At 70.3% G+C, this 20,337-nt stretch carries 24 protein-coding genes and 1 tRNA gene; 8 read left to right on the top strand and 17 right to left on the bottom strand.

All coding sequences use genetic code 11. From position 1 onward, the window contains the following. Nucleotides 1-72: 72 nt before the first annotated feature. From trxA to SM611_RS16510, 4 genes are all read right to left on the bottom strand, one after another. Nucleotides 73-351: a thioredoxin gene (gene trxA, locus SM611_RS16525; protein WP_371950426.1), complete on the bottom strand. Its 279-nt coding sequence runs from the start codon at nt 349-351 to the stop codon at nt 73-75. After that, entirely contained in the window at nt 245-763 is a 519-nt protein-coding gene (locus tag SM611_RS16520; RefSeq protein WP_371950425.1) for a MerR family transcriptional regulator, read from the bottom strand. The genes trxA and SM611_RS16520 overlap by 107 nt, the downstream gene beginning before the upstream one ends. A 144-nt stretch (nt 764-907) precedes the next feature. After that, the gene (locus SM611_RS16515) at nt 908-1,099 is read right to left on the bottom strand and encodes a DUF397 domain-containing protein (RefSeq protein ID WP_371950424.1); all 192 of its coding nucleotides are present in this window, start codon (nt 1,097-1,099) and stop codon (nt 908-910) included. Continuing rightward, nucleotides 1,090-1,890 (bottom strand): helix-turn-helix domain-containing protein, encoded by an 801-nt coding sequence (locus SM611_RS16510; protein ID WP_371950423.1) that lies wholly within the window; start codon nt 1,888-1,890, stop codon nt 1,090-1,092. The genes SM611_RS16515 and SM611_RS16510 overlap by 10 nt, the downstream gene beginning before the upstream one ends. Before the next feature lie 136 nt (nt 1,891-2,026). Here SM611_RS16510 and SM611_RS16505 point away from each other — a divergent pair, with 136 nt between their 5' ends. Further along, nucleotides 2,027-2,425 (top strand): ATP-binding protein, encoded by a 399-nt coding sequence (locus SM611_RS16505; RefSeq protein WP_371950422.1) that lies wholly within the window; start codon nt 2,027-2,029, stop codon nt 2,423-2,425. Nucleotides 2,426-2,571: 146 nt separating this feature from the next. On the opposite strand, the gene SM611_RS16500 is transcribed toward SM611_RS16505, so the two are convergent. After that, the gene (locus tag SM611_RS16500) at nt 2,572-2,973 is read right to left on the bottom strand and encodes a nitroreductase family deazaflavin-dependent oxidoreductase (protein WP_371950421.1); all 402 of its coding nucleotides are present in this window, start codon (nt 2,971-2,973) and stop codon (nt 2,572-2,574) included. A gap of 266 nt (nt 2,974-3,239) precedes the next feature. Beyond that, a complete protein-coding gene (locus SM611_RS16495) occupies nt 3,240-4,574 on the bottom strand; it encodes a cytochrome P450 (RefSeq protein WP_371950420.1) in 1,335 nt (444 codons plus the stop codon). A gap of 107 nt (nt 4,575-4,681) precedes the next feature. Here SM611_RS16495 and SM611_RS16490 point away from each other — a divergent pair, with 107 nt between their 5' ends. Beyond that, nucleotides 4,682-5,335, top strand: a complete 654-nt coding sequence (locus SM611_RS16490) for a TetR/AcrR family transcriptional regulator (RefSeq protein WP_371950419.1) — start codon at nt 4,682-4,684, stop codon at nt 5,333-5,335. Between the two features lie 101 nt (nt 5,336-5,436). Here SM611_RS16490 and SM611_RS16485 read toward each other — a convergent pair whose 3' ends face one another. Further along, nucleotides 5,437-6,465, bottom strand: a complete 1,029-nt coding sequence (locus SM611_RS16485; protein ID WP_371950418.1) for a saccharopine dehydrogenase family protein — start codon at nt 6,463-6,465, stop codon at nt 5,437-5,439. 101 nt (nt 6,466-6,566) lie between these two features. Here SM611_RS16485 and SM611_RS16480 point away from each other — a divergent pair, with 101 nt between their 5' ends. Both SM611_RS16480 and SM611_RS16475 read left to right on the top strand, forming a co-directional pair. After that, entirely contained in the window at nt 6,567-7,523 is a 957-nt protein-coding gene (locus tag SM611_RS16480; RefSeq protein ID WP_371950417.1) for a helix-turn-helix domain-containing protein, read from the top strand. A gap of 37 nt (nt 7,524-7,560) precedes the next feature. Then, nucleotides 7,561-8,136 carry a YciI family protein gene (locus SM611_RS16475; RefSeq protein ID WP_371950416.1) on the top strand — a complete coding sequence of 192 codons (576 nt, stop codon included), beginning with the start codon at nt 7,561-7,563 and terminating at the stop codon, nt 8,134-8,136. A 21-nt stretch (nt 8,137-8,157) separates the two neighbouring features. On the opposite strand, the gene SM611_RS16470 is transcribed toward SM611_RS16475, so the two are convergent. The 4 genes from SM611_RS16470 to SM611_RS16455 all read right to left on the bottom strand — a co-directional run bounded on the left by SM611_RS16470 (nt 8,158) and on the right by SM611_RS16455 (nt 11,795). Further along, the gene (locus tag SM611_RS16470) at nt 8,158-9,087 is read right to left on the bottom strand and encodes a Rieske (2Fe-2S) protein (RefSeq protein ID WP_371950415.1); all 930 of its coding nucleotides are present in this window, start codon (nt 9,085-9,087) and stop codon (nt 8,158-8,160) included. A gap of 196 nt (nt 9,088-9,283) precedes the next feature. Next, nucleotides 9,284-9,634, bottom strand: a complete 351-nt coding sequence (locus tag SM611_RS16465) for a DoxX family protein (RefSeq protein WP_371950414.1) — start codon at nt 9,632-9,634, stop codon at nt 9,284-9,286. 2 nt (nt 9,635-9,636) lie between these two features. Then, complete coding sequence (locus tag SM611_RS16460) at nt 9,637-10,488, bottom strand: sigma-70 family RNA polymerase sigma factor (RefSeq protein WP_371950413.1); 852 nt, start codon at nt 10,486-10,488, stop codon at nt 9,637-9,639. 305 nt (nt 10,489-10,793) lie between these two features. After that, nucleotides 10,794-11,795, bottom strand: a complete 1,002-nt coding sequence (locus tag SM611_RS16455; RefSeq protein ID WP_371950412.1) for a YbgA family protein — start codon at nt 11,793-11,795, stop codon at nt 10,794-10,796. A 180-nt stretch (nt 11,796-11,975) separates the two neighbouring features. Here SM611_RS16455 and SM611_RS16450 point away from each other — a divergent pair, with 180 nt between their 5' ends. Beyond that, nucleotides 11,976-13,025, top strand: a complete 1,050-nt coding sequence (locus SM611_RS16450) for an LLM class flavin-dependent oxidoreductase (RefSeq protein WP_371950411.1) — start codon at nt 11,976-11,978, stop codon at nt 13,023-13,025. Nucleotides 13,026-13,078: 53 nt separating this feature from the next. Here SM611_RS16450 and SM611_RS16445 read toward each other — a convergent pair whose 3' ends face one another. From SM611_RS16445 to SM611_RS16435, 3 genes are all read right to left on the bottom strand, one after another. Beyond that, nucleotides 13,079-13,564 carry a GNAT family N-acetyltransferase gene (locus tag SM611_RS16445; protein WP_371950410.1) on the bottom strand — a complete coding sequence of 162 codons (486 nt, stop codon included), beginning with the start codon at nt 13,562-13,564 and terminating at the stop codon, nt 13,079-13,081. Between the two features lie 62 nt (nt 13,565-13,626). Continuing rightward, a complete protein-coding gene (locus SM611_RS16440; RefSeq protein ID WP_371950409.1) occupies nt 13,627-13,770 on the bottom strand; it encodes a hypothetical protein in 144 nt (47 codons plus the stop codon). Between the two features lie 109 nt (nt 13,771-13,879). Then, nucleotides 13,880-14,233: an ArsR/SmtB family transcription factor gene (locus SM611_RS16435; protein WP_371950408.1), complete on the bottom strand. Its 354-nt coding sequence runs from the start codon at nt 14,231-14,233 to the stop codon at nt 13,880-13,882. Nucleotides 14,234-14,413: 180 nt separating this feature from the next. On the opposite strand from SM611_RS16435, the gene SM611_RS16430 reads away from it, so the two are divergent. Continuing rightward, nucleotides 14,414-14,821 (top strand): ArsI/CadI family heavy metal resistance metalloenzyme, encoded by a 408-nt coding sequence (locus tag SM611_RS16430; RefSeq protein ID WP_371950407.1) that lies wholly within the window; start codon nt 14,414-14,416, stop codon nt 14,819-14,821. Nucleotides 14,822-15,006: 185 nt separating this feature from the next. On the opposite strand, the gene SM611_RS16425 is transcribed toward SM611_RS16430, so the two are convergent. Then, on the bottom strand, nt 15,007-15,804 hold the full coding sequence (locus SM611_RS16425) for a class I SAM-dependent methyltransferase (protein ID WP_371950406.1): 798 nt from the start codon (nt 15,802-15,804) through the stop codon (nt 15,007-15,009). Between the two features lie 1,503 nt (nt 15,805-17,307). On the opposite strand from SM611_RS16425, the gene SM611_RS16420 reads away from it, so the two are divergent. After that, entirely contained in the window at nt 17,308-17,871 is a 564-nt protein-coding gene (locus SM611_RS16420) for a dihydrofolate reductase family protein (RefSeq protein WP_371950501.1), read from the top strand. Nucleotides 17,872-18,165: 294 nt separating this feature from the next. Here SM611_RS16420 and SM611_RS16415 read toward each other — a convergent pair whose 3' ends face one another. Then, the gene (locus SM611_RS16415) at nt 18,166-19,173 is read right to left on the bottom strand and encodes an RNA polymerase subunit sigma-70 (protein WP_371950405.1); all 1,008 of its coding nucleotides are present in this window, start codon (nt 19,171-19,173) and stop codon (nt 18,166-18,168) included. Between the two features lie 314 nt (nt 19,174-19,487). After that, nucleotides 19,488-19,561, bottom strand: a tRNA-Gly gene (locus SM611_RS16410). A gap of 80 nt (nt 19,562-19,641) precedes the next feature. Here SM611_RS16410 and dcd point away from each other — a divergent pair. Continuing rightward, complete coding sequence (dcd, locus tag SM611_RS16405) at nt 19,642-20,217, top strand: dCTP deaminase (RefSeq protein ID WP_371950404.1); 576 nt, start codon at nt 19,642-19,644, stop codon at nt 20,215-20,217. The last annotated feature ends 120 nt before the right edge of the window (nt 20,218-20,337 follow it).

Here is a 20,337-nt window from a genome sequence, read left to right as displayed (position 1 = left end):
CTCCCGACGGCAGCACCCCAGTGATCCCGAGCATAGATCGTCCCAGGGCGGGTCCGCGCTGGACCGGCCGGATCAGAAGTGGCCCTCCAGGTCGGCGAGCAGGGCGCGCTTGGGCTTGGCGCCGACGATCTGCCGGACGACCTCGCCGCCGCTGTACAGGTTGAGGGTGGGGAAGCCCATGACGCCGTACCGGGCCACGATGTCGGCGTTCTCGTCGCCGTTGAGCTTCGCGACGGTCAGCCGGTCACCGTGCTCCGCCTCGATCTGCTCCAGGATCGGCGCGATCATCTTGCACGGCGGGCACCAGTCCGCCCAGAATTCGACCAGTACCGGCCTGTCGGCGCGCAGCACCCGCTCGTCGAAGTTCTCGCTGGTCAGTGTGAGCATTCGTCCCCTCCGGTGAGAGCGCGCAGCCCGGACAGGCCCGCGCGAGCTGGCCGGCCACGTCGGCGCGCAGGCGGATCAGCGCGCCGATCTCGGTGTCGATCTCCGCGAGCTTCCGCCGGTACACCGCGACGGACTCCGGACAGGACGCCCCGTCGGCGTGCCCGGCGCGCAAGCAGTCGACGAACGGACGCGTGTCGTCTAGCGTGAACCCGGCCGCCAGCAGCGACCGGATCTCCGCGACGAGCCGGACGTCGGACTCCTCGTACAGCCGGTACCCGTTGGACGCGCGCCGCGCCGGCAGCAGCCCCTGCTCCTCGTAGTAGCGCAGGGTGCGGGTGCTGACGCCCGCGCGTGCGGCGAGTTCCCCGATCCGCATCGGTCCGTCCTCCTCGTGGCCGATCGCGACGCTATCCCTTCACACCGGCGTCAAGGTCAAGCCCGATTCTTCCGTTGATCTGCGGCGTGTTGTTGCTTTCCGTGCGCTCATAACAACAACACGCCGCAGGTCAACGCGGGGGGGTCAGTGCAGGTCGGCGGCGGACTGGACGGCGGTGCGCAGGGCCGCACGGGTCAGCACGAGGACAGGCCCGTCCGGGTCCTTGCTATCCCGAACCGCCACCACCGCACCAGCCACGCCCGCCAGCTCGACGCAGTCACCGCCGTTCTCACCGCTGCGGCTTGCCTTGCGCCAGGTGACGTTGCTCAGGTCCATTTCTCCAACGCCTCTCTGATCATGTCCCGGGACATGTCTTCGGGGAGCGCCCTCGCTCGCAGTTCTCGGAGCGATTCGGAGAGTTTGGCGAGGTCCGAGGGGTTGTCGGTCGTGATGCCTCGCACCGTCGTCTCCATATAGGCGACTTCGCTCCGGTCCTCCATGGTAGCCACCACGAAGGCGCCGCCTGTGCCCGCCGGTCGCCCATTGTTGCGGACGATCTGGATGGTGATGTTGGGCAGTTCGCTGAGGGCGAGCAGGTGCTCGAACTGTTCGCGCATCACTTCGGGCGAGCCCACCAGGTAGTCGAGCACCCTCTCGCTCAGCAGCGCGGTCAGCACCGTGGGAGGCGCGTCCTCGCGGGTGAGGATGGCCTGGCGAGCAATGCGGGCTTCCACGGCTTCGTCCGAGGTGAGGAATGTACGGGCGTAGGCCGGAGTCTGGAGGAGGCCAGGGACGATGGTGTGCTGCCAGGTGACCAGTTCTGCGGCTTCGGATTCTGTTTGCGGCCAGTCGAACCAGATCGGTACCGGGTGGCCGTCCTTGTTGAGGTCATCCCACAGGCTGGTGAGTGATCCGCCTGCCTCTAGGTAGTCGTCCACGAGTTCCACGAATGTGCGCGTGGCGCGCTTCTTACCGCCCTCGATCCGGCTCACTTGGGCGGGGCTGACCTTTGTCAGGTGGGCGATCGTCTCCTGCTTGATGTCCTTGGCCTCCCGCAGCCGTCGCATTTGGCGGCCGAACGCGACGAGGGCGGGGGAGTCATCGGGACGCTGACGCCGTACGGCCATGGCGACTTACCTCTCTTGGTAACTTGCACATACGTCTCTCTCCGTGCCGTTGCAATCCACTTGAGGAGTGCATGCGAATCCTAGCTCCGAAAGTGGCTAACTGTGTGCAGTACGCCACACATAGTGAGGAGCGGTCATGGGGCAGGCGGCGACGCAGAGCGAGATGGTGGTGAAGCGGGACCTCAAGGGGGTCGCGGAGGTCCGGGAGTTCGTGCGGCTGGTCACCGGCGAGTACGGGATGGACGACTTCGTCCCGTGCCTGGTGGCCAGCGAGCTGGTCACCAATGCGCTCCAGCACGCGACGTCCGAGGCCGACGGCGACGTGGTCCTGCGGTTGAGCCGCACCGAGGACGACGCCCTGTGGATGGAGGTCCAGGACGCCGCGTGCAGCCTCCCGCACCTGCTGGCGGCCGACGCGTCCAGTGAGAGTGGCCGTGGCCTGTTCATCGTCGACCAGTACGCCCGCTGCTGGGGCATCCGCGCCCTGGCCGGCAACTCCGGCAAGGTCGTCTTCGCGGTCATCGACCGCACCTGAAGACCAGCGGAGGGACGACCCCCGGTCCGTCCCTACGGGTGTCCGCCGGTGCCGCAGCCGGACGATTGGTCATCTTGGCCAGGACTCATGTGGTTCAGCCGAGCGACTGCTCTTCTCGACCTCGCCGAGAACGCACCCGGGGTGGATCAGGCGGGGTCGCAGACGACGACGGGGATCGTGCGGTCGGTCCAGCGCTGATAGTCGCCGTACTCGGGATAGAACTCGACCAGGCGGCGCCAGAGGTCGGTGCGTTCGTCGCCTTCCGCGGTACGAGCGACCATCGGGCGGGGACGGCGGCCCGTCTGAACGGCCACCTTGGGGTTGGCGCCGATGTTCAGGTACCACTGCGGGTGGCGTCCCGTTCCGCCTCTGGACGCGACGAGGACGACGCGGTCGCCGTCCGGGAGGTAGAGGAGCGCCATCGTCCGCGGCTTTCCGGACTTGCGGCCGCGAGTGGTGAGCAGGCAGACCGGCACTCCGGACGGAAAGGCGCTCCCGAACCGGAACCGGCTCCCGGCACGTCCGCCGGTGGCACGGAAGAGCGCCACATGTCCCCTGGTGAGGGCCTTCATCGCGGGAGCGAACAACGCGGAATCGAAGAACGTCGGCCTGTCGCTGGGCACCATCGACTCCCTCGTCCGGCAGTGGTGATCAGTATGCCGTCCACGGACGGGCCGGCGCGATCCTCGGCGGGCCCTCGCCGAGCACCTCCAGCAGCCGGTACCGGCCGACCACGGCACTTCCCGCGTCCTGCGCCACAGCGGCACATTAGTCACTCGGCGCGTGTTCCGACAGCGCCCCCCGCCCGGCCGCCTCAGGCCGAGGCGCGGGGACGGTCGGCGGGCGGGGTGAAGGTGCAGGGCAGGCGCTTGTAGCCGTTGATGAAGCCGGACATGAGCCGGTCGGGCTCCCCCGCGGTGATGTCGGGCAGGCGGGTGAACAGCTCGCGGAGCATCACGGTGATCTCGCGCCGGGCCAGGTTGGCGCCCAGGCAGAAGTGCGGGCCGGGGCCGCCGAACCCGACGTGCGGGTTCGGTGAGCGCAGGATGTCGAAGCGGTCCGGGTCGGTGAAGACCGCCTCGTCCCGGTTGGCGGACCAGTAGAACAGCGTCACCCGCTCGCCCTTGCGGTAGGTGTGGCCGTTCAGCTCGTAGTCGCGGGTGAGGTTGCGGCGCATGAAGATGACGGGGCTGCTGTAGCGGACGATCTCCTCGACGGCCCCGGCGATGCGTCCGTCGAAGTCCTCCATGAGGAGTTCGCGCTGGTCGGGGTGCTCGGTGAACAGCTTCAGGCCGTGCGCGATCGCGTTGCGCGTGGTCTCGTTCCCGGCGACGACCAGCAGCAGGAAGAACGCGGCGAACTCGCGCGGGCTCAGCCGCTCGCCGTCGACGTTGGCATTCACCAGTGCCGAGGTCAGGTCGTCGGTGGGCTTGGCCTTGCGCTCCCGTCCGAGCTTGAAGGCCAGCCGGTGCAGCCGCCAGCCCGCCGACGCGATCGTGCCCAGCATGCGGATCGTGTCGATCCGGCCCAGCTTGGGGCCGTCGCCGCCGTACTCGACGGTGGCGCCGACGTACTCGGGGTCGCTGTAGCCGACGATGATGTTGGTCCAGTCCACCACACGGCGGTGGTGCTCGACGGGGATGCCCAGCATGTCGCAGATGACCTCGACCGGGAGCCGGGCCGCGGCCTGCGACACGAAGTCGCCGCCGCCGGCCTCGATCAGCTCGTCGACGATCCGGGTGGCGCGCCGCGCGATGTCGTCCTCTGCCTTGGCGAGCATCTTCGGGCTGAACGCCCGGGACACGATCCGGCGGATCTTGGCGTGCCGCGGGTCGTCCATGTCGATCATCGAGTTGAAGTACTTGTCCATCCAGCGCGGCATGTCGGCCGGGCTGGTGGCGCTCGGCTCGCTGCTGAACACCTGCGGGTTGCGGCTGGCCTCCGTCACCTCGGCGTGGTGCGTCAGCGCCCACGACCCCGGGCTCTGCGGGAGGAACGGCATCTTGGGCAGTTCGTTGAACGTCGGCTCCGGCCGGGCGCGCAGCGCCGCGAACGCCTCCGCCCGCTCGTTCAGGGGACGGACCCAGAACCGCAGATCGCTCAGGTCGATGTCCGCTGGCGTCGATTGCGGGGGGTTCTTCGTGGCCACCGGACCTCACGCTCCCATCTCATCTGGTGAAGCGACACACCAGAATTCTGGTGTTCAGCGTCCCCAGATCCGGGGGCGAAGTCAAGGGATGCGGCACAATCGGGTCTGTGACGTCCGAGCCCGCACCCGCGCGCCCCTACCGGGGCGTGCCCGCCGAGCAGCGCCGCGCCCGCCGCCGCGCCGCGCTGCTGGAGGCCGGGCTGGAACTGCTCGGCACCCAGGGGTGGGCCGCCGCGACCGTCCGGAAGGTGTGCGCCGAGGCCGGGCTCAACGACCGCTACTTCTACGAGAGCTTCCCGGACCGGGACGCCCTGCTCCTGGCGGTCGTCGACGACCAGGTCGCCCTGGGCACCGAGGTGATCCTGTCCGCCGCCCGCGGCGCGCCCCGCGACCCGCGCGCCCGCACCCGCGCGGTCGTCACCGCCATCCTCGACTTCCTGACCGGCGATCCGCGCCGCGCCCACATCCTCACGCACGCGTTCCCCGCCTCGCCGCTGCTCCAGCGGCGCCGCATCGAGATCATCCGGACCATGGCCGCGATCTTCATCGCGCAGACCCACGACACCATGGACCAGGTCCTCCTCCCCGACGTCGACGTGGAGCTGACCGGCCTGACCCTCACGGCCGGGCTCTGGGAGCTGTTCACCACCTGGTTCCGCGGGGACCTCACCATCGACCGCGACCACCTGACCGACTACACGGTCGCCCTCATCCTCACCACCACCGAGCTGGCCGCCCCCCTCCACCACCACCTCCGCTGACCCGGCCTTCGCCGCCACAGCCGCCGCGCCGGCCGCCGCTCCTCTTCAGCCGCCGCTCGCGGCTTCGAGACCGGCGGCCTCCGCGAAGGCCTCCCAGCCCGCTACGCGCGCGACTCCACGGAGATGTGCGGGGACAGGGCGCGAAGGAAGTCGGGGGCGTCGAAGATCTCACCGGCGGAGGCGACGCCGGTGGTCTTCGTCCGCCCGGTGAGGATGCGGTCGACCGCCTCCACCGCCAGCGGCGCGGTGACGGCGTAGATGTCCCGGCCGGTCGCCACGGCGCGCCGTTCGACGCCGCCGGAGCGCACGACGACGTCCACCAGGAAGGTCTGCGCCGACCGCCCGTGCTCGTCGGCCGCAGCCGGCGACGGGGTGTCCGGGGCGGCGATGTCCTGGGCGGCCTCGACCGTCATGTAGGTGCGCACCTCGGGGATGGGCAGGTGGCTGGGGACGGTGACGACGTCGGCCATCGTGAACTCGCCGATGACGGTGCGGGGCCCCATCGGGTCGGGGAAGGTCCACTCCAGGGTCGGCGGGTCGTCGTGGCGGTACTCCAGCCGCCCGCCGGTGAAGCGGACGCGCCGTCCGTCCCGGCGCTCCCCGGAGACCCTGCCCGAGGCGCGCGTCCCGGCGGTGGGGTGCCAGCCGCTCAGACCGTAGGCGATGTGGGCCTCGTCGGCCGCCGTCCAGTCGCCCATCGCGGCCGTGACGAGCAGGTCGCCGAGACCGCCGTAGAACGCCATCGCCGGGACGACCACCGCCCCGGCGGCGCGGGCGCGGTCGCCGAAGTGCGCGAACGTGTCGGCGTTGGCCTCGATCTCGGCCGCGACGTCCACGTACGGGATCCCGGCGCGCAGCGCCGCCTCGATCACGGGGGCGGCCGTCACGGCGAAGGGGCCGGCGCAGTTGACCACGGCCGCGGCGCCGCCGAGCGCGCGGTCGAGCGCGGCCGGGCCGTCGACGGGCGCCGGGCGGTCCTCCAGCCCGGACTCGTACGCCATCGCCTTCAGCTTCGCGGCGTCGCGCCCGGACAGCACCGGGACGAACCCGCGCTCCCGCAACCGCGCCACCACAAACCGCCCGGTGTGCCCGTACGCGCCGTACACCACCACGATCCGCCCCGATTCCATGGGCCCTCCCTCATGCTCGAACGCTCCGCCGCACACATCCTGACGAGGGCGGGCGCACCACCGCGAGAGTCTGGAACGCCATGACCCATACAATTCCGGACATGCGTTCTGTCGCGCTCGCCGTCACCGACGGCATGCTGCATTTCGAGATGGCGCTCGCGTACGAGGTCTTCGCGTCCGCCCCGGCCGGCGTCACGGCCCCCTGGTACGACGTCGCCGTCTGCGGCCCGGCCGCCGTCCGGGCCGGGCTGTTCCGGCTGGAACCCGACCACGGGCTCGACCGGCTCCGGCATGCCGACACCGTGATCGTCCCGGGGTGGGCGGACGTCGACGCGGCACCGCCCGCCGACCTCGTCGACGCGGTGCGCGCGGCCCACGAGGCGGGCGCGCGGGTGGCCTCGCTCTGCACGGGCGCGTTCGTGCTGGCCGCCGCCGGGCTGCTGGACGGCCGCCGCGCGACCACGCACTGGGCGCACACCGAGGTCCTGGCCGCCCGCCATCCCCTCGTGGACGTCGACCCGGACGTCCTGTACGTGGACGGCGGCAGCGTCCTCACCTCCGCCGGCAAGGCCGCCGCCATGGACCTGTGCCTGCACCTCGTCCGCCTCGACCACGGTTCGGCCGTCGCCAACACGGCCGCCCGCCGCCTGGTCGTGCCGCCGCACCGGGACGGCGGCCAGGCGCAGTTCGTCCCCACGCCGGTGCCCGACCCGGGCGACCACCCGCTCGCCGCACTGTTCCCCTGGATCATCGAGCGGCTCGACCAGCCGCTGACCGTGGAGGACCTGGCCCGCCAGGCGCGGATGAGCTCGCGCCACCTCGGCCGCCGCTTCCGGGCGGTGACGGGCACCACCCCGCTGCAATGGCTGCTGACCCAGCGGATCCGCCACGCCCAGGAACTGCTGGAGACCACCGACGACGGCATCGACGCCGTCGCCGCGGCCACCGGCATGGGCACCGCCACCACGCTGCGGCGCCACTTCAACCGCACGGTCGGCGTCCCGCCGGACGCCTACCGCCGCACCTTCCACTCCCGCGCCGCCGAACCGCCCGGGTGAGCCGCTTCCGTGCGCGCGGTGGGCGAGACTGGCGGGCATGGAGTTCTTCGTCTACCACCGGGACCGGCCCGGGTCGCTGCGGCTGCGCACGGAGCTGCTGGAAGAGCACTGGTCCTACATGGACCGCTACGGGACGGAGATGATCGCCCGCGGCCCGACGTTCGCGGACGACGGCGAGACGGTCACCGGCAGCGTCCATATCGTCGACCTGCCCGACCCCGCCGCGGCCCGCGCGTTCGCGTTCGACGAGCCCGGCTACCAGGCGGGCGCGTACCGGGACGTGCTGATACGCCGATGGCGCAACCTGCTCGGCCGGACGATGTGGGACTTCCCCGGCGGACGCACCGGCGGCGACCGGTTCCTCGTGCTCGGCCTCGGGCCGGGTGAGGGCCCCGGCCTCGGACCGGGTGAGGGCCCCGGCCCGGCCGTGCCGCCCGGCCGGGACGACGACCTGATCGCGTACGGGCCGCTGCTGTCCGACGACGGCGGCGTCTGGGTGGGGACGGCGGCCCTCGTCCGGGCGTCCGGCGGCGACGCCGCGCGCACCGTCCTCGACCAGGACCGGTACGCGGGCGTCGAAGTCCACGACTGGGAGTTCGGCGGCCGGCGGTAGGCGGCGCCGTGCCGCCCGGGATCAGGTGGCGGCGGTCCAGGCCGGCGTGCGGCGCCTCGTGCGCGTGCGGCGCTCTTCGGCCGGGCCCGCCGGGACGCCCGCCGGAGGCAGGCGCACCTCGATCCGCCCGTTCTGGGTCCGCGTCTCGTAGCAGGGCTGCGGCGCGCTCGCGGGGCCGCGCACGATGCCGCCGTCCGCGAACCGGAAGGTGCTGCCGTGCCACGGGCAGGTGACGCAGCCGCGTTCGATCGTCCCCTCGGGCAGCGGGCCGCCCATGTGGCTGCACGTGGCGGCCAGGGCGTACACCTTCCCGTGCATGCGGTGCAGCAGGATCTGCACGCCGCCGGCGTCGGCCGTGCGGTGCTCGCCCTCGGCCAGCTCGCCCTCGCCCAGCACGGACGTCCACTCGTCCGGGCCCTCCCGCCAGGCGTTGCGGTTGACGTTGACGCCCCTGCCGAAGGACAGGTGGCCGCCGAGGTAGGAGCTCGCCCCCATCAGCCCGAACCCGGCGAAGCCCAGGATCTTGCCGTTCCGCCGGTGCCCCCGCGCGCGCTCGACGAGCGACGCCACGTACAGCGACAGCGCCGCGGTGTTGGCCGCCGCGTGGACCAGCCCGACCCGCCGCTCCCCGCCGAGGGTGTCGGACCAGTCGTTCAGTCCGCTCATGGCGGTGGGCACGGCGGCGATGACGCCGGTCGCCATCAGCATGTCGGACGCCGGTTCCGACTCGTACCCCCCGAAGACGTCCAGCAGCGAGGCCATGCTCCACGCGCCGATCGTCACGTCCGTGAGCGCCGGATGCAGCGGATGCCCCAGATTCGTCCCGCTGAGCAGGTTCCGGACGATGCGGGGCCGTACCGCCCGCTGCACCGCCTTGCTCACCGGCTTCGCGACCTTGTCGAGCGCTTCCACCTGCTCAAGCCGACGCATCATCTTCTGCGGCATGCTCATTCGCAGCCTCCCCCAGGCACACGACGTCATTTAGTCCGCTCCCTATCCGCCCAGCACCCCCCAAAACCCTTCGCCCGACTCCGCGGTCAGGAGGCGCTGCGCAGCAGGTCGTGGACGACCTCGCTCATCGTGACCGGATCGACCCTGCCGAAGGGCGCCGTGCCCGCGGCAGCCGGCGGGGGCCTCCGCGGGTCCGTCAGACGATGATCGCGAGGACCAGCGAGGCCGCGGCCAGGCCGAGGTAGGCGCCGGGGAAGGCGATGTTGGAGAAGACCCGGGCCCGGACGTGGAACGCGACCGCGACGACGAAGAACCCCACGAGCCCGGCCGCCGCGGCGATCCCGACGGCGTCGAGGCCGAGCAGGCCGAGGACGAGCCCGGCGGCGCCCGCGGCCTTGAGCGCGGCCAGCCGCGGCAGCCACGAGCGCGGCACGCCCACCTCCGCGGAGTTGGCAAGGACGAACCCGGCCTTCGCCAGGTCGGCGACGACGATCGCGGCATTGATCGCGACCGTGACCAGGGTGACGACGACGTAGCCGATGAACACTGTCAGTCCTCAATGTGCAGCAGGGCCAGCCGCCGGGGGTCGGCGATGACGTCGTAGTGGACGATGAGGCCGTCGGCGATGGTGAAGACGAGCGCGGCGAGCGGGCCCGGCCCGACGGCGATGCCGGGCCGCCCGTCGATGACGGCCAGACGTGCCCGCCGGGCACTGGCCCGCATGGCGCGGGTCTCCTCGACGACGGCCTCGATCCCCTGCACGCGCTGCGGGGCGCCCGGCCGGAGGACCTGCGGGTCGGCCGTCCTCAGCACGTCCGGGTGCAGGACCTCGACGAGGCCGTCGACGTCGCCCTGCCGGGCGGCCTGCATGAAGGCGCCGACGACCCGCCGGGCCTCGCCGGACTCCACGTCCGGCCGGGGCGTCCCGCGGACGCGTCCCCGGGCGCGGCTGGCCAGCTTCTTGGCCGACCCCTCGGTCGTCCCCAGGATGTGGGCGATCTCGTCGAAGGGCGCGCCGAACACGTCGTGCAGGATGAGCGCGACCCGCTGCGGCGGCGTCAGCGCCTCGACCACGACCGTGAAGGCCGCGGTCAGCTCGCCCGCGAGGAGCGCGACGTCCTCCGGGTCGTCCCCGCCGGGGGCCGGCGGCAGGTCCTCCGGGCGCCGTGGCTCCTCGCGGGAACGCCGCAGCAGGTCGAGGCACAGCCGGGTCACCACGGTGGTCAGCCACGCCTGCACGTTGCGGATCTCGTCGGCGTCGGCTCGGACGTACCTGGTCCACGCGTCCTGCACGACGTCCTGCGCGTCGGCGTCCGATCCGAGGATGCGGAACGCCACCGCCAGCAGCCGCGGCCGCTCGCGGTCGAAGACCGCGACCCGATCGGTGCTCCCTGCCGTCACGACGCCTCCTGTCCTCCGTGCCCGTCCACCCACCAGACGCACCGGCGCCACTAAAGGTGACCCGACCGGCGGAGACCGGTTCTATGCGCGGCGGGTGGGCGCGCACGACGACGTCGTGGAGGGAGTCCTCCTCGCCTCCGTGACCGGTGAGCGCGGCTGACGCTGGGCCCCGACCGGCCGAGGTTCGTTGACCTGCGGCGTGTTGTTGCTTTGGCAGGGGGCGATTTCACCAACACGCCGCAGGTCAACGTAGCCGGCGCCGGTGCGGGAGCGGTTCGGGGTCTTGGGGCGGGGTGGCCGCGCGGTCACAGGTGGTGGCGCAGGACGAGGTCGGCCGGGAACGGGTCGAGGAAGGTCTGTTCGGCCAGGTAGGCGAGGTCCTCGCCTTCGGCGTGGTGGCGCAGCAGGGCCACCGGGACGCTGAGCGGGGCCTCGCCCTGGCGGTAGGACTCGACCGCCGCCACGATGTCGTGGCGCCGTGCCTGGTTGAGGTGCTCGCTCAGCGGGCCCAGGACGTGCAGGAGCGCGTTGGCGTTGCGGCCCCGCTTGGGCCGGATGGCGAAGGCGTCGGCGAAGGCGCGGCGGTACTCCGACTCCAGCTCGTCGCGGTCGCCGGTGCCGGCCCGCGCCACGATCCGTCCCATGGCGCGGTAGGCGGACGGGTCGTGCGCCAGGATCTGCAGCTTGTGCCTGCTGTGGAAGGCGACGAGGTCCCGGGGCCGCCAGTCGCGGTCGAAGAACTCGCGGAGCCGGGCCTGGGCGAAGACGCGCTCGATGAAGTGCTCGCGCAGGCCGGGATCGTTGAGCCGGCCGTCCTCCTCAGTGGGGAGGTGCGGGAGCGCCCTCGTCACGCGGTCGGCGAACAGGCCCCGGCCGTGGCGGTCCACCGGCTGCCCGTCGGTGCGCTCACCGGGGCGGCCGGACGCGTAGCGCGGCAGGTTGAGCAGCCCGCAGCTGGGCGACCGGGACTTGAACACGTATCCGTCGACGTCCGCGAGGCCGGGGATCCGGTCGTCCGCCAGCGCCGTCATCGCCTTGGTGTGGTCGGCGTCCCCGTCCTTGGCGACGATCCGCCCGTCGGAGAGCAGCCGCAGGGTGGGACGGGGAGCGCCCAGCCCGATCTCCATCTCGGGGCAGACGGGGACCCAGTCGACGTGCCGCGCGAGCGCCCCGGTGAGGAAGCGGTCGCGGCTGTGGCCGCCGTTGTAGCGGACCGGCGCGCCCAGCAGGCAACTCGACACCGCCAGCCGGGGACGCGGATGCCCCGGGCCGGCCGCGGGCCCAGGCGGCGGCATGGGCGCTGACATGGGCGAGGCCGTACCCGGCCTGGCCTGGCATAACCGACCGCGCCGCGCCCGGTACGGGTAGCGACTGCCAAAATCAGGGAAAAGTAGCGGATAGTCACACATCGGCCACGCTGAAGCACCTACGCTCGTGCGCATCCCCGAACCGTGCGTGAAGGCGCGCACCGCAAGGAGACGTCCCCCGTGAAGTTCAGCTACGCCATGCTCCCCGACTACCCGCTCTCGGAGTCGCTGGCCTCGATCGAGCTCGCCGACGAGCTCGGTTTCCACGCCGTGTACGCCGCCGACGAGCCGTGGCACAAGGACCTCTGGCTGCTGTTCGCCGCCGCCGCGGCGAACACCTCGCAGATCCGCCTCGGCCCGTCGGTGTCGGCGGTGACCCTGCGCGAGCCGTCCCTGATCGCCCAGGCCGCCGCGACGCTGGACGAGCTGACCGGAGGCCGCGCCGAGGTCGTCCTCGGCAGCGGCAACTTCGGGGTGCTCGCCCAGTACAAGATCGACTGGACGAAGACCAAGCCGCTCAGCCGCGTCAAGGAGGCCGTCGCCGTCGTCCGCACCCTGCTGGACGAGGGCGCCATCACCCGCGACGGCGAGTTCTACTCCTACGACGGCCTGTTCACCTTCGCCCGTCCCGTCCAGACGCGGCTGCCCGTCAAGATCGGCGCGATGCGCGGGCCGAAGTCGTTCGAGGCGGCCGGCGAGCTGTCCGACGGCGTCCACCACGCGCTCAGCTACTCCCGCCGCGCCTACGAGTACGCCGTCGAGCACGTCAAGGCCGGCGCCGAACGCGCGGGCAGGGACTGGCGCACGCTCGACATCGGCGCCTGGGTCGTCTTCGCCGTCGGCCCCGACTCGGCCGCCGCCAAGGAGGCGGCCCGCAGCATGGTCGGCCTGTACGCCTCGGCGATGCCGGCCGAGCAGCTGGAGCGCAACGGCGTCGACCCGGCCGACATGGCCCCGATCATCGACGCCATCGGCGCCGGCGACCTGGCCAAGGGCATCGAGATGACCACCCCCGAGATCACCGAGAGACTGTCGCTGGCCGGCACCCCCGAGGAGGTCCGCGCCAAGATCGAGTCCGAGATCGCCCCGACGGGCGTGAACCACATGATCTGCGCCATCACCGACCCCGGCCTCGTGAAGTCCTTCACGGGGCGCGACCTCGCCGGCGTCCCCGACGTGGACGGCCAGCTCCGGCTGATCCACGACCACCTGATGCCGGCCTTCACGTAGGCCCTCGCGGGACCACACCGGCCCCGTCCCGGTGTGGTCCCGTCCGGCTGCCTCTACAGGACGACGGGGCTGCGGCGTTCCAGCAGGACGACGTCCCGCCAACGGCCGTGCAGGCGGCCGAGCCGTTCGCGGACGCCGACGGTGCGGAACCCGGCTTTGGCATGCAGCCTGAGGCTGGGCGTGTTCTCGGGGAAGATGCCGGTCTGGATCGTCCAGACGCCATCGGCTTCGGTAGCGGCGATGAACGCCGCCAGCAGGGCGGCGCCGACGCCTCGGCCACGGGCGCGGGGGCTGACGTAGATGCTGTGCTCCACGACACCGGCGTAGCAGCAGCGGTCGGACACGGGACTGGCGGCGATCCAGCCGAGCACGTCGGTGCTCGCCGCCGCGGCGGGGTCGGCCGCGACGTAGCGGTACCGGTCGAGCCTGGCGGCGTCGAACTCGTCCCAGGTGGGCGCGGTGGTTTCGAAACTGGCGTCACCGGTGTCCAGGCCGTCCTGGTAGATCTTCAACACCTGGTCGGCGTCTTGCGGTCGCATCGCCCGAAGGGAGATGCCGGGGACGTCGTGGTCATGAGGTGCCATGGCGCTCTTCCGGACGGTCAGCCAGTGGGCTTGACGGCGTGGACGGTGGCCGCGTGCAGCCCGCCGCCCGCCTCGCCGGTCGGGGTGATCGCGACGGCGGTGAAACCGGCCGCGTGCAGTTCGCGGCGGTGGCGGCGGCACCGAAACAGGAGTCGCCGCACTGGCCGCCGTCCTGCGGGGTGTCGCCGGCCATCGCGATCCGGGCGAGGCCGGAGTATCTCGTCACGATGGTGGCGTCGGTCGCGGACGTGCCGTCGGCGCGTGAGTCGGTCATCGGTCGCCCCCTTCGGGCGGGCAGGTCGGCGTGATCGGTGCGGGACGGCCCATGACCACATCGGCGGCGGTCGGGAAGCACCCCACGCACGCGGCGTTGATCCGGTAGAAGCGGGAGGTGCCGTGCTGGTCGACCAGGACGAACCTGACCTCCGACAGCACCTTGAGATGCGCGGACACGGTCGACTGCCCGACGTGGACGGCGTCGACGATCTCGCCGACGCTCATCGGCCGTCCCTGCCGGGCGAGCAGCGACACGATCTGGACGCGCGTCGGGTCGGCCAACGCCTTGAACCACGCCGCGTACTCGGTGGCGGCCGATCGTTCGAGCGGCCCCTTCTCCATGTTCATCGTCCATCGACGATAAACGATTAAGTCGGAGAAGGGAACCCGCGCCACGGCCCGTACCGGCGGCCCTACTTAGACACATCTCTAATTTGACATCCATCTATCTCTGGGCGCATACTCGGGTCACGGGCTACTTAGACGGATATCTAAGCAGCACACGGCCCGCCACCGAGGAGGAACCGCATGTCCCGCGTCCAGCTCGCACTTCGCGTGTCCGACCTGGAAGGCTCGATCGCCTTCTACTCCGAGCTGTTCGGCACCGGACCGGCCAAGCTCCGTCCGGGCTACGCCAACTTCGCCATCAGCGAGCCGCCGCTCAAACTCGTCCTCATCGAGGGCGAGGGCGACGAGCCGACCCGCATGGACCACCTCGGCGTCGAGGTCGAAGACTCCGGCCTCGTCCACGAGGCGACCAAGCGCCTCGCCGATGCCGGTCTGGCCACCCTGGAGGAGAACGACACGTCCTGCTGCTACGCGCTACAGGACAAGGTCTGGGTCCACGGCCCCGGCGGCGAGCCCTGGGAGGTCTACACGGTCAAGAACGACGCCGACACCCTCGCCAAGGAGGGCACCAGCGCCTGCTGCACCTGATCAACCTTTGACCCGCGCCGAGACGAGACACGGCGAATAGCACTGATGGTTTGGCAATGGCGAGACATCTTGGCATCACGTGCAGAAATGCTCCTCGCCCGCCGGCGAGGGCGAGCGCCACTGTCTCGGCAGTCATCAGCCCACCGCCACGGCGATACGGTTGCGATTCTCACTTCTACCCCGGGTCAGAGACGTCGGCCGATGGTCAGGACGGCGGACCAGTGCCGGGTCAGTAGTCCGTCTGGGCGGGCGGCGAGGCGGTGGCGTATCTCGCGGTACAGATGTTCGCGTATGGAGGGCTCCATGGCGATGTGGCCGGAGAAGGTCTGCAGCAGGACGATGTACTGGTCCGCGGTGTAGCGCAGGGCCCAGAGGTAGCGTCGCGCCCCGACGACCGTGAAGTGCCCGGAGGCCTCGAACTCGCCGGCGTTCGGATCGGTCTGCTCCTCGGGTGCTGGCGGTGGCCAGGGACCACCATCGCCTTCGCCGATCTCGTCATAGACCTGCTGGATGTCGGTGAAGAACGGGTCGAAGCCCGGAGGGAAGGCGTGCGTGGCGTCCCAGACGGCCAAGTGGCCGCCTTGCGCGAGGAGGGCGGCGGCCTTGGCGTACTTGACCTGCGGATCCACCCATTTCCAGGCGGTGGCCGCGTAGACGAGGTCGAAGAGGGCGCCGGTCGGCGGCCTCCAGTCCTCGAAAGACGACGTGATCACCGATACGCCGACGAAGTCGGCGAGGCGGTGCCGTGCCTCCGCGGCCAAGGCGTCGCCGAGTTCGACCGCGGTGATCCGAAAACCCATCCGTGCCAGCGGCAGCGTGGCCTTTCCTGGACCGCACCCCACTTCGAGCAGGTTTCCGGGCGTTTCGAGCCCCGTGACCGCGAGCAGGTCGGAATACAACCCGGCTGGATAGTCAGGGCGCGCGTCCTGATAGATGGCGGCGGCCCTGTCGAAGGTGACTCGCAGCCGACGGTCGCGGGACATGCTTCCAATGTCGCATGAGGAGGTGACTCAGGACGAGCCATGTCGATGAACCAGGATGCTACGGCATGCTGTGTCTCCCGGACCCATCCAAGGTGCCGACTCGATTCGAACGGCGCAAGGTGGGCCATGGTCCGCGGCGTCCCCCGTGGGCGACCGACGCGACCATGATCATCCGCTCTGACGGGCGCGCAACGGGCACGGCCAGTCGGACTATAGAGGCCACGATCTCGACTCCTTCCCCTGAACCGCCCGCAGGATCCTCCGCGAGGACCTGATCAGGGCCCTTGACGACGCAGGCTGCCAGCACCAAGTCAACAGCACCCTCACCTTCGGCAAGCAGTCGAGCATCCTCACCCGGCCCGCCGCCGTCTGCGCGGTCTTCAGCCTTCCGGGAGGTGGCCGCCACGTGCCACACCGCGACCGGCATCACCTCACGGTCATGCATAAGCGCACGGATTGAGGACTCGAATAGCAAACGCCTGGCACATAGCACTCCCATCGGCCTGGTCATCATCCCCAACCTGTACAAGCACCCGGATGGGTACGTCCAACCCGGCCCCAACGGCTTCGTGTTCGTCGGCGTCCGGGCGGGCAGCTCCGACAGGAGCGACTTCTCCAAGGTCTGGGCTCGGACGCTGGAGAGGTCAGAGTTGGAGGTCGGTGCGATCCACGTCCATGGCCTCCGCCACACGGGCAACATCGGCCGCGGGCGTGGATGCGACGGTGGTCCGGTCGGACTCGACGGCGTTGCGTGAGGCACTGGAGCAATGTGGCAGCGCGTGAGGCGTCCGGTGTTGAAAAGAGCCGGGTGATGGTGGCGTGTCATCACCGGTTGGGGCCGCCCCCGCGCTGAGTGGGACGGTCCTGGGAAGGCTGAGGCGGCGCGGCGGCGCCTATCCCCCCGGATGCACTCGCGGCGCCGCCTCGGCCGTTCACTGCTCGGCTGCTGCTCAACCGGCTCGGGCGGGTGCTGCGGCGGCGCGGCCGGAGGGTGGAGCACCGCTCGGTACTGCACGAAGAGCACATCATCATGAGGAGGCACGGAACGCCGAATTTGGGGGGACGACGATGACGGGGCGGCGGGGTCACTGGTGCCCGTGACTTGGTTCCACGCTAATTGCACGATAGTGATGTCAACGAAAAACGATCAAGGCCCAGCGTCAGGAATCATGTCCCTGACCTGGGCCTTCGTCGTGAGCAGGTGACGGGAATCGAACCCGCGCCGTCAGCTTGAGAATAGCTTCGATCTTGCTGGTCCACCCGGTCGACATGCAGTCGCGGTGTTCCGGGAGTGACCGTGAATGACTCTTGATCGCCCTGGCTTACAGCCCGCTCATGGAGATCGAGATCCGGTCGGTGGTGCTCGAGCCCGCCGAGACCACCGAGTACGTCGTGCTGAGCCGGGAACGCGAGGACTACCCGCGGACGCAGATCGCGCACCGATTAGGTTTCCGCGCCGCGCCCGTCTGTACGTGCGAGATCGACTCACAGGAGGCTGGCACGATGCGGAAACTGATCTTCGCCATGAACGTGACCCTGGACGGCTATATCGCCGCGCCTGGCGACGACCTTGGTTGGAGCGTGCCGAGCGACGAGTTCTTCCAGTGGTGGTCCGACCGGGTGGACGCGACGAGCCTGGCGCTGTACGGGCGCAAATTGTGGGAGGCGATGAGCTCTCACTGGCCGACCGCCGACCAGCAGCCTGGCGCCACACCGGCGCAGGTCGAGTTCGCCCGCCGCTGGCGGGACATGCCGAAGGTGGTGTTCTCCTCGACGATCAGCACGGTCGACTGGAACGCCCGCCTGGTCACCGGCGACGCGGTCACCGAGATCACCCGGCTCAAGGCCGAGGACGGCGGCCCCATGGACGTCAGCAGCGGCACACTCGCCGCGGCGGCCATGCGGGCCGGGCTGATCGACGAGTACGCGATCGTCACCCACCCGGTCCTGGTGGGCGGCGGCACGCCGTTCTTCACAGCCCTGGACAACTGGGTGAAACTGAACCTGGTCGAGACGCGGACATTTCCCGGCGGCGTGGTGCTGACCCGATACGAGACGAGGCGCTGACCACGAGCCAAAATGCTCGGCTCGTAAGGCCAGGTCGAAATCTTTCCTGGCGTGCTCACCATGGCCCTCGGCTATGAGGGAACCCTTTCCCGGGCCCTGCCTCGCGTTCCAAGTGAGCTGTGGACCGACTCGCTGAAGATGGGGCCGACGGCCTCGTTGATCTGACGGTGTTCTTCGGGTATCTGGTGTTCGCGTTGCCGCGTTGGTGTTCAGTTGGTCGGGGTGCTCATTCCGCGGTGACTTCGGTGACGCCTGCCCGTGCGCTGGACTCGTCCACGATGGGGACTTGTCTGATCACAGCGCCGCGGGCAGGCCCAGCCAGGGTTTGTCGGTGGCGTCGAATCCGGTGAGTTCGGCGATCTTCCCGTCGACGATGTGCAGGACCGCGATGTTGGACAAACGGTATTCCGGGTTGTCGGGGGTGCGGAGGTACAGCACGGCGGCAGGCATGCGGTTGACCGTCGTGGCGATGCAGCGCCAGTCGTCGTGGCCACGCTGGAACAGCCCACCGGAGACCCAGCCGTCCACCGCGTCCTTGGCCGTGACGATCAAGGTGCCCGGGTCGGGCAGCATCGCGAAGCGCAGGTCGTCGCGCAGTAGGCCCATCAGCCCGTCGAGGTCGTTGCGCTCATGGGCGTCCATATACGACCTCACCACGCCGCGCTCGTCATCCGACAGCTCGTGCGTGGCGGGGCTCCGCCAGTCGAGGCGGCGGGCGGGCAGCTGCTCGCGCATCGTCACGCGCGCCCGCTGCAGTGCGCTGGTCACCGATGCGACGGTCAGCTCGAGGGCGTCGGCGGCCTTCGACGCCGGCCAGCCGAGGACGTCGCGCAGGATGAACACCGCCCGCTGCCGCGGCGGCAGGTGCTGGACGGCGACGATGAACGCCAGCTCGATCGTCTCCCGCGCCACCACCGATTCCTGCGGGTCCTCCGGGAGCATCCGGTCCGGGTAGGGCTGCAGGTAGCGCACTTGCGACCCCGCGTCCGGCAGCTCGGCAGGCACGGGTGTGCGGTCGTTGCGCTTCTCCAGGAAGTCGAGGCAGGCGTTCGTCGCGATCCGGTACAGCCAGGTCCGCAACGCAGCGTGGCCCTTGAACGACTCCCGCTTGTTCCACACCCGCAGGAACGTCTCCTGCGTCATGTCCTGGGCGTCCTCGTAGTTCGCGAGCATCCGGTAGCAGTGCACCTGCAGCTCACGCCGGTAGCGCTCCGTGATGAACGCGAACTGTGCCGCGTCGTTTGAGCGGGCCGCCGCGATGAACGCGGCCTCGTCGTCGCCTAGCAGTCTGGCGTCGGTCATGGTCGTCAATCCTTCCGCAGGTGGCGAGGGGCTACCAGAACTGACGACGTGGCGGAGGATTTCTGAGCGGTAAAGCCGCTGACACCGGGCCGTTTGTCAGGCCGGATGGGGCGGGCCGATCCAGGGGACGTGTTCGGGTCGGGCACACCCTCGAGGTCGAGTGGGAGTCCCCCAACACAACCAGGACGACGAAGAAGAGACGGCGGGACGGCCCGGTCGCTCGCGCCGGTGGCTCAATTGCACGGCGGGCGCTAGAGCGCACAAATGATCAAGGCCCAGGCCCAATGATCAGTCCCTGACCTGGGCCTTTGTAGTGGAGCGGGTGACGGGAATCGAACCCGCGCTGTCAGCTTGGGAAGCTGAAGTTCTACCATTGAACTACACCCGCGTGGGGGCCCCTGGGGGCTCCATGCTGTGGATACTGTACCGGATCGCCGGGTGGGGTGTGGGGTGGGATAGCGTTTCGGGGTGCTGCTCAGCGATCGTGATATCAGGGCCGAGCTCGAGTCCGGGCGGGTGAAGATCGACCCGTACGAGGCGGGCATGGTTCAGCCGTCCAGTGTGGATGTAAGGCTGGACCGGTACTTCCGGGTGTTCGAGAACCACAAGTATCCGCACATCGATCCCGCTGTGGAGCAGCCGGATCTGACGCGGCTGGTGGAGGTGGAGGCGGACGAGGCGTTCGTCCTGCATCCCGGGGAGTTCGTGCTCGCGTCGACGTTCGAGGTGTTCGGGCTGCCGGAGGACCTCGCGGCGCGGCTGGAGGGGAAGAGCTCGCTGGGGCGGCTGGGGCTGCTCACCCACTCGACCGCCGGGTGGATCGATCCCGGGTTCAGCGGTCATGTCACGTTGGAGCTGTCGAACGTGGCGACGCTGCCGATCAAGTTGTGGCCGGGGATGAAGATCGGGCAGATGTGCCTGTTCCGGACGAGCTCGCCGGCGGAGTACCCCTACGGGTCGGCGAAGTACGGGTCGCGGTACCAGGACCAGCGGGGACCGACGCCGTCGCGGTCGTTCCTGAACTTCCACCGGACGAAGGTGTAGTCCTTTTGTGACCTGAACGTGACGAGAGTGCCCAAAAGATGAAACATGTTCTCTGGACGGGTAGTTTCGGGTGACGCACAGGTTCGGCGTCCGGTTTACGGCCTCTTCGCGTGAGGTGCG

The organism is Actinomadura monticuli (genome assembly GCF_041463655.1).
GTDB lineage: Bacteria > Actinomycetota > Actinomycetes > Streptosporangiales > Streptosporangiaceae > Spirillospora > Spirillospora monticuli.
This window is presented reverse-complemented; position numbering and strand designations above follow the sequence as displayed.